The organism is Ammoniphilus soli, assembly GCF_040813775.1.
The window spans coordinates 1-680 of record NZ_JBEGDL010000160.1; the positions used below are offsets into that span (position 1 = coordinate 1).

Sequence of the window (680 nt, forward strand, 5' to 3'; positions counted from 1 at the left end):
GTTTTGGTTAGAAAAATAAAAAGCCCCATCGCTGGAGCTCTGTTGATAATAGGTTCTATTTTATTACTTTTACTGTTCTAATAAATGTTATAAACATTTTCACATTCTTCACCTGTTGGTTGGTAAAAACAATGAAGTTTATGTCTATCTACAAAAGGCTGATTATACCAGGTCGGCGGACATGGCTGGGGAGCTGTGGCCGTTCCCGGACGAAAATACCACAAACTATATTTCGCTGGCCAAAACCTTTCTCCGTTAACAGCCCTTCGCGCTAACCGTCTTTCTTTATCTCTCGGCTTTTGATAAAAATATGGGTGAATAACAGCCTCAAACGCATGTGGTTGATGAACCATTTGAGGAATGGTACGAATACCTTTAAAATCTGAACAGTTCGACCTTATTCTGTTAATCCCTACATTCCCAACAAGCAGCATTCCCAATTCACCTTCACCCTCAGCTTCAGCCCGAAGTAATCTTGCTAAGAGATCAATGTCAGACGCTCTTGCTTTAACAACTGCCATTATTTCACCACCTATAAGCTTTATAACTATAGGATATTAAGTTTCGGGAATAATGTGCCTACCTGTCGAACGCCTCCCATATTCTTTTAAAAAAGTATTATTTGATTAAAATCCTAATGATTAGTATTAATACCTCCAACCTAGCTAATTATCCTCATC

1 protein-coding gene is annotated in these 680 nt (G+C 38.5%); it reads right to left on the bottom strand.

Features of this window, described 5'->3' with window-relative positions; genetic code table 11:
* Positions 1–77: 77 nt before the first annotated feature.
* Positions 78–521, bottom strand: a complete 444-nt coding sequence (locus tag ABLT31_RS38845) for a cell wall hydrolase (protein ID WP_367761069.1) — start codon at positions 519–521, stop codon at positions 78–80.
* Between the last annotated feature and the right edge of the window lie 159 nt (positions 522–680).